Source organism: Amycolatopsis sp. NPDC003861 (assembly GCF_053605405.1).
In genome coordinates this window covers 25,560-32,056 of sequence record NZ_JBSGJD010000092.1, presented here as the reverse complement: position 1 = coordinate 32,056, position 6,497 = coordinate 25,560, and the positions used below count along the sequence as shown (strand labels likewise).

At 74.4% G+C, this 6,497-nt stretch carries 8 protein-coding genes; 3 read left to right on the top strand and 5 right to left on the bottom strand.

Translation table 11 applies throughout. From position 1 onward, the window contains the following. On the bottom strand, positions 1 to 240 hold a 240-nt coding region (locus tag ACWEVN_RS23040; RefSeq protein WP_452052623.1), incomplete at its 3' end, for a hypothetical protein. A 216-nt stretch (positions 241 to 456) separates the two neighbouring features. On the opposite strand from ACWEVN_RS23040, the gene ACWEVN_RS23035 reads away from it, so the two are divergent. Further along, positions 457 to 2,487: a glycosyl hydrolase family 65 protein gene (locus tag ACWEVN_RS23035; RefSeq protein ID WP_452052622.1), complete on the top strand. Its 2,031-nt coding sequence runs from the start codon at positions 457 to 459 to the stop codon at positions 2,485 to 2,487. Here the strand turns inward: ACWEVN_RS23035 and ACWEVN_RS23030 are convergent. The 4 genes from ACWEVN_RS23030 to ACWEVN_RS23015 all read right to left on the bottom strand — a co-directional run bounded on the left by ACWEVN_RS23030 (position 2,484) and on the right by ACWEVN_RS23015 (position 5,459). After that, entirely contained in the window at positions 2,484 to 3,275 is a 792-nt protein-coding gene (locus tag ACWEVN_RS23030; RefSeq protein WP_452052625.1) for an FkbM family methyltransferase, read from the bottom strand. The two genes, ACWEVN_RS23035 and ACWEVN_RS23030, sit on opposite strands and share 4 nt — an antisense overlap. Positions 3,276 to 3,294: 19 nt before the next feature. Further along, positions 3,295 to 4,032, bottom strand: a complete 738-nt coding sequence (locus tag ACWEVN_RS23025) for a cytochrome c oxidase assembly protein (RefSeq protein WP_452052621.1) — start codon at positions 4,030 to 4,032, stop codon at positions 3,295 to 3,297. Then, on the bottom strand, positions 4,029 to 4,463 hold the full coding sequence (locus ACWEVN_RS23020; RefSeq protein ID WP_452052620.1) for a DUF2243 domain-containing protein: 435 nt from the start codon (positions 4,461 to 4,463) through the stop codon (positions 4,029 to 4,031). The genes ACWEVN_RS23025 and ACWEVN_RS23020 overlap by 4 nt, the downstream gene beginning before the upstream one ends. A gap of 516 nt (positions 4,464 to 4,979) precedes the next feature. After that, positions 4,980 to 5,459 (bottom strand): hypothetical protein, encoded by a 480-nt coding sequence (locus tag ACWEVN_RS23015; RefSeq protein ID WP_449683598.1) that lies wholly within the window; start codon positions 5,457 to 5,459, stop codon positions 4,980 to 4,982. A 45-nt stretch (positions 5,460 to 5,504) separates the two neighbouring features. Here ACWEVN_RS23015 and ACWEVN_RS23010 point away from each other — a divergent pair, with 45 nt between their 5' ends. Both ACWEVN_RS23010 and ACWEVN_RS23005 read left to right on the top strand, forming a co-directional pair. Next, the gene (locus ACWEVN_RS23010) at positions 5,505 to 5,852 is read left to right on the top strand and encodes a hypothetical protein (protein ID WP_452052619.1); all 348 of its coding nucleotides are present in this window, start codon (positions 5,505 to 5,507) and stop codon (positions 5,850 to 5,852) included. A gap of 29 nt (positions 5,853 to 5,881) precedes the next feature. Next, positions 5,882 to 6,484, top strand: coding sequence for a DUF2231 domain-containing protein (locus ACWEVN_RS23005; RefSeq protein ID WP_449683600.1), 603 nt, complete (start codon positions 5,882 to 5,884; stop codon positions 6,482 to 6,484). The last annotated feature ends 13 nt before the right edge of the window (positions 6,485 to 6,497 follow it).

Below are 6,497 nucleotides of genomic sequence, written 5' to 3'. Positions count from 1 at the left end.
CGGGGCCGCCGGGCGGGGTGCGCGGGCCGGGCGCTCGTCCCGCGGGGCCGGCCGGGGCCGGTTGACCCAGGAGTCGAACAGCAGGATCAGGCCGGCGAACACCGCGAAGCCGATGCCCAGCGCGATGTGGACGAGCGCGCCGAGGATGCCGGCGACGAGCAGCACCGGCAGCACCGCCATCAGGCAGAACGGGTCGATGCGGCCGAATTTCGGGCGCGACGGCCCTTCTCGGGGACTCACCGTGCGGTCTCCGGGTTCCTGCGCGCCATTCCAGCAGTATGCAACGGCGGAGCCCGGCGCTGCCACCTGGCCGGGTCGCCGGGCCGAGCATGATCACTCGCGGTGATCGGGTCGACCGTCGCCGTGGTGGACAGAAACGGACAGGATCCGGGCGCATCCGGAGAGAGACCGTCCCTTCCGTGGTGCAATGGCGCCCGGCCGGAAGGGGTACAGGTCATGAATTTCCCGCAGCGGATCGGCGCGACGCTCCTGGCCCTGGTGACGGCGTGCGGCACGCTCGCCGGCGCCGCCCCGGCCACGGCGAGCCCGGCACCGCCCTCGCTCGAGTTCGCCAATCCGGACAGCCAGTCGCTGTTCGGCACCGCCTACGCCGCCGCACTGCAGAACCTGTTGCGCACCAACACGATCGGGTACGACACCCGGTACGACCGGAGCGGCCTGCTGGACCCGGCGACCGGCATCGTCCGCGCGGGCGGCGGCTACGACCAGCCGTGGACGCGCGACGCGTCGATCAACAGCTGGAACGCCACCAGCCTGCTCGACCCGGCGCTGGCGGAGAACACCCTGTGGGCGGTGGTCGACAAGGACACCGGCGGCGCCCTGCGCGTGCAGCAGGACGACCAGCAGTGGGACCAGGTGGTCTGGGTCACCGCCGCCTGGCACCACTACCTCGTCACCGGCGACCGGACGTTCCTCGGCAACGCCTACCGGACCGCGGCGACCACCCTGACGATCCGCGAACACGCCACGACGGCCGGGTTCAACCCGGCCTACGGCCTGTTCACCGGCGCGTCCTTCTTCAACGACGGCATCGCCGGCTACCCCGCGCCGCCCGCCGACGCGACCGAGTCGGTCAGCACCGGGAGCATGCCGTGGCCCGGCGTCGCGACCGGGATGTACCTGAGCACGAACGAGCTCTACTACGCCGCCTACGTCAACGCCGCGAACATGGCCGGGAAGCTGGGCCGTCCGGCGGCGGAGGTGGCCGCCCACCGGAGCAAGGCCGCCGCGCTGCGGGCGGCGATCAACCGGAACTTCTGGAACCCCGCCACCGGGCTGTACGACTACCAGCTGCTCGCCGACGGCTCCCGCGGCGCCTTCCAGGAAGGCACCGGGTTGGCGTTCGCGCTGATCTTCGGCATCGCGAACCCGGCGCAGGCGCGGTCGATCCTCGCCCGGGCCCGGGAGCTGCCGTGGGGCATGCCCGACACCTTCCCGCACTGGGCGCGCTACAGCGACGCGCAGCCCGGCCGGCACAACGCGATCGTCTGGCCGCTCGTGCTGGGCCTGTGGGCGAAAGCCCTGGCCGGGCAGGGCGAGCAGAACGCCTTCGCGGCGGAGACCGCGCGGCTGGCCAAGCTGGCCGGCGGCAACAGCGGCTTCTGGGAGATCCACAACGGCACCACCGGGGTCGTCGACGGCGGCTGGCAGCGGCTGGGCGACACGGTGAAGTTCCACTGGGGGTCCGAACCGGACCAGACGTGGTCGGCCACGGCGTTCCTCGACATGATCCACACCGGCCTGTTCGGGCTGACGTTCACCGACCGCGGCCTGTCCTTCGCGCCGCACCTCCCGGCGGGCTGGGGTGAGGTCACCCTGCGGAACCTGCGCTACCGCGGCGCGAACCTCACCGTCGCCCTGCGCGGCGCGGGCAGCACGATCGCCTCCTTCGCCGTAGACGGCCGGGCCGCCCCGGCCGCAATCCCGGACACGCTCACCGGCGACCACACGATCACCATCACCCTGACCGGGGCGCCCGCCGGCGACCGGGACGGCGACGGCGTGCCCGACGACCGCGATCGCTGCGCCGACACCGCGGGCACCGCCGCCCTGACCGGCTGCCCCGACCCGGCGCACCTCGAAGCCGAAGACGCCCGCAACACCGGCGGCGTGAAGACGAACGTCAACCACACCGGCTACTCGGGCCGCGCGTTCCTCGACGGCCTCTGGGCGCAGGGCGCGTCGACGTCGTTCACCGTGCACCGCGCCACGACGGCACCGGAACGCGCCGCGTTCACCGTGCGATACGCCAACGCCAACAACGACACCCGGACGATGACGCTGTCGGTGGACGGGCAGCCGGTCCGGCAGGTCGGCTTCCCGAAGGTGTCCGACAGCTGGGACGCCTGGGGCACCACGACCTTCGCCGACGTCCCGCTCAGCGGCCGGGACCCGGTGGTGACCCTGTCCTACGCCCCGGGCGACACCGGCGCGATCAACCTGGACTGGCTCGAACTCCGCCGTTAGCGGACCGCGTACACCATCCCGATGTCGGCGGCCTCCTGCACAGGGTCCTGCACGGCCTCGACGGTGAACCCGCGCGCGGCGAAGACGTCGCGGACGGTGTCGCGGTGCCGGCGCCACCCTTCGACCTCGACGACGGCCTGCCGGACCAGCGGCCAGTGCCGGTCCTCCAGGCCGCGCAGGACGTCGAGCTCGGCGCCCTCGACGTCGACCTTCAGCAGGTCGACGCGCTCGATGCCCAGCTCGTCGAGCACCGCCGAGAGCGGCCGGACGCGCACGCGGTGGGTTTCGAGTTCCCGCATCACCCGCAGCTTGCGCCCGACGATCCCCCGCAGGATCGGCGCCGGCACGCGGCGCAGCCCGGCGCCCAGCCCGCCGCGCCGGATCATCTCGACGACGCTGGCGGTGACCCGCTTCCGCTCGTCCTCGACGTTCGCGGCGTCGCGCCACGACGAGGAGAAGATGGTCGCCGCCGGGAAGTAGCTGAAGTCGAGCTCGTCCTCGGCGGCGGCCAGCCCGTAAGGCAGCGCTTTCAGCCGGCCGCCGAAGAAGTCACGGCCGTTGCGCTCCAGCGTCGCGTGCAGGGGCGGGAGCGGCTCGAAGGCGAAGATCCGCACGTCGCCGTCCAGCCGTTCGTAGACGGCGGCGGAGAAGACGCCGATGTTGGCGCCGACGTCGAGGACGGTCGCACCGGGGGCGAGCCCGACACCGTGGGCGAAGTAGGCGCCGACCTCCTCGCGCAGGAAGGACACCTCCCACGGGTTGATGCTGTGGAGGTCGATCGTGTCCATGGTCACGCGCAGAGGCTTATCAGCCACGGGCGGTGCGCGGCACCCCCGTTCGGCGGCTCCGCGCCTCGGCCCGGCCCCGGGCGGCGTACCACTGCAGCGCGATGATCAGCGCGAGCCCGAGTTCGACGACGTCCCCGCCGTAGTACATGAGCTCGGCGCCGGCCTGCCGGTCCGCGACGGCGAGCACCACACCCGGCGGCGGGGAGACGTACAGGGTCTTGGCCAGCACGGCGTGCGCGGCGGCGGCGCCGATCAGGGCGCCCGCGCGGACGCCGAGCCCGGCCCGGTCGCGGAACGGGTCGAGCCGGCACACCGCGGTGGTGAACAGCAGGCCGGTCAGGAAGACGTGGAGGTGCAGCCAGGGGCTGTCCCCGAGCGCGGCGAACAGGCCGGTCCGGTAGAGCAGCCAGAGGCTCCCCGCTTCCAGGACGGCCGCGACCGGCGGGAAGACCAGCACGCCGGCCATCGTCAGGACCCGCTTCAGGCGTCGGCGGGCGGCGGCCGGGACCGCGCGCAGCAGCAGGGTGACCGGCCGGGCGAGCACGATCAGGACCGGCGCCACCATGCCGAGCAGGACGTGCTGCAGCATGTGCCCGGTGAACGTGGGCCCGCCGGGCGCGAGCGCGACGGCAGCCCCGGCCCCGAAGACGACGTCCCGGATCGGCGGCCACCGGTCACCGCGCTTGCGAAGCTGCCACGCGCCGGCTTCGTAGGCCGCGAAGGCGAGCAGCGCCGGCAGGTGGTGGAGAACGCTCACGCGGTCGCCCGCGCGCGGCGCAGAAGGACGGCGCCGACGGCGATCAGCAGCACGGCGACGACGTTCCACGTCCAGTCGTAGGGGGTGAGGTCGACGGCGTAGCGGATCTGGTGCGAGCCGAGGAGTTTGTGCTGGACGGTGCCGTCGTAGAGCTGGAAGGCGCCGGCCCCGGCGAGAACGCCACCGGCGAGGGCGCGGCCGGAGAGCCGGTCCCCGCGCCGGAGGTCGGCGACGAGGACGAGGCCGAAAACGACGGCGAAGAAGCCGAAGGCGTGGAAGAGGCCGTCGGAGACGAGCCCGGCCTCGCTGGTCGAGCGATCGTAGAAGTGGTGCCAGTGCAGCAACTGGTGGAAGACGGTTTCGTCGACGAAGGCGGCCACGCCGATCCCGGTCAGGATTCCGGCCCACGCGGAGCGTCTGGTTTCCGGCATGGTGGCGGGCTACCCGCCCGGGGCCGGGACACGCGTGCCCGTTCGCCGACGAGACGGGGGCGGGAAACGCCAGGATTGGCCAGGTAGACCGGGCCGGGCTCGGCTGGGTAGGCCGAGCCGGGCGGGCTCAGCCGGGCCGGGCGGGCCGTGCCGAGCCGGGCGGGCCGAGCCGAGCGGGCTGGGCCGGGCCGGGCCGGGCCAAGCCGAACCCAGCCGAGCCGGGCTGAGCCGGCCAAGCCAAGCCGGGCGGGCCGAGCGGGCCAAGCCCAGCCCAGCCGAGCCGGGCCGGGCCGGACCAAGCCGGGCCGGGCCGGGCCGGGCCCAGCCAAACCGAGCCAAGCCGAGCCGGGCCAAGCCGAGCCGGGCCAAGCCGAGCCGGGCCAAGCCGAGCCGGGCCGAGCCGGACCCAGCCGAGCCGGGCCAAACGAAGCCGGGCCGAGCCGGGGCGAGCCGAGCCGGGGCAAACCGAGCCGAGCCGATCCGCGAGTGAGCCACCGCCCGCCCCGGCCTAACCACTCACGCCTGCCGCCGCTCCCCCTCCACGTGCAACGCCGCCTGCTCCGGCCCCGCCGCCGTCGCCCGGCCGGCCTCGACGCCCACCTGGTCCGCTTCCGTGTCCACCGGCGGGCCGTCGCCCTCCACGGCCTCCAGCTGGACCGGCTCCTCCGGCGTCGCCCCCGTGTCCGGGTCCGGGTCCGCCTCCACGTCCGTGCGTGCTCCGGTGCCGGCCGGTGGGACCTCCGTCGCCGGGTCCGGGCGTTCCTCCGCGAGCCGGTCGCCCAGGCCGCGGGGGTGGGCCTGCTCCCACGGCGTCATCCCGTACTTCGTCACGCCCGACCAGTGTTCCGGGGGATCCATCCCCTCTTCCAGGGGATCGGCGCGGATGCGGTCTTCGTCGAGGTCCTCGGCGCTGTTCAGCGCCGCCGGGTCCGTCTCGACGGCGTCCGGTTCGCCGGTGTCCTGCGGCGGGTCGTAGCTCTGGTCGGGTTCGGTCATGGTCCCCGGCTTCCCGCTGGCGCGACGGCGAAACCCTCGCCGCCGGTGTACGCGCCCGAGGCCGTCGCCGACACCATCGTGTTCGCCTCGACGCACCCGCGTCGCGAGATCCCCGTCGGCGGTGCGACGGTCGGCTTCTTCCTCGGCCAGCGGCTCACCCCCGGGCTGACCGACGCGCTGCTTTCGCTGCGCCGGGTCGGCTCCCGCAGTTTCCGCACCACCTTGCCGGACAACGGAACCGACAACGTCGACTCCAGTGTGGACGAACCGGGGCAGGTCCACGGCAGCCACCCCGCCAAGGTGGTCCGGCGCCGCGCGGTCACCCGGCTGCTCGGTACGCTGCCCCGGCCGGGCGACCTGCTCACCGCGGCGGTCTCGCGCCGCCACGGTTGACCGGCGCGGGGCGGGGTAGCCGCGGCGGTATGGATCCCACGCGCGATGGTCACGCCCGGCCCGCTTGGGCGCACCGAGTCCTGCGGAAAGCCGAAGACGCCGAGGCGCTCGACGGCCCGGCGACCGGACTCCAGCGGCTGCTCAACGGCGAAAGCGGCGTGACGCGCCAGTTGCGCGGCCACGCCCTGGGGCACCCGCTGCACCCGCTGGTGGTGACGGTCCCGATCGGCGCCTGGCTGTGCTCGGCGGTGTTCGACCTGCTCCCGGACGGCCGCGACGCCGCCCGCCGCCTGATCGCGACCGGCCTGCTGACCGTCCCGGCGGCGGTCGTGCTCGGCCTGGCCGACTACACCGGCCTGGACGTGCGGCAACGCCGGGTCGGGCTGATCCACGCGGCCGCCAACGCGACGGCGGCGGCGCTGTTCGGCGCGTCCTACCTGGCCCGCCGACGCGGCCGCGGCGGACGGCTCCTCAGCCTCCTGGGCCTGGCGGCGACGGGCACGGGCGGCGCGCTCGGCGGGCACCTCGCCTACGCCCAGGGTGCCGGGGTGTTCCGCTGGCAGCCCCTCGACGACCTGGCGCCGGCCGAACTCGCGGGCGAGGACCCGGCGAAGCCGCGCAACCCGGCGTGAGGCTTGATCACCG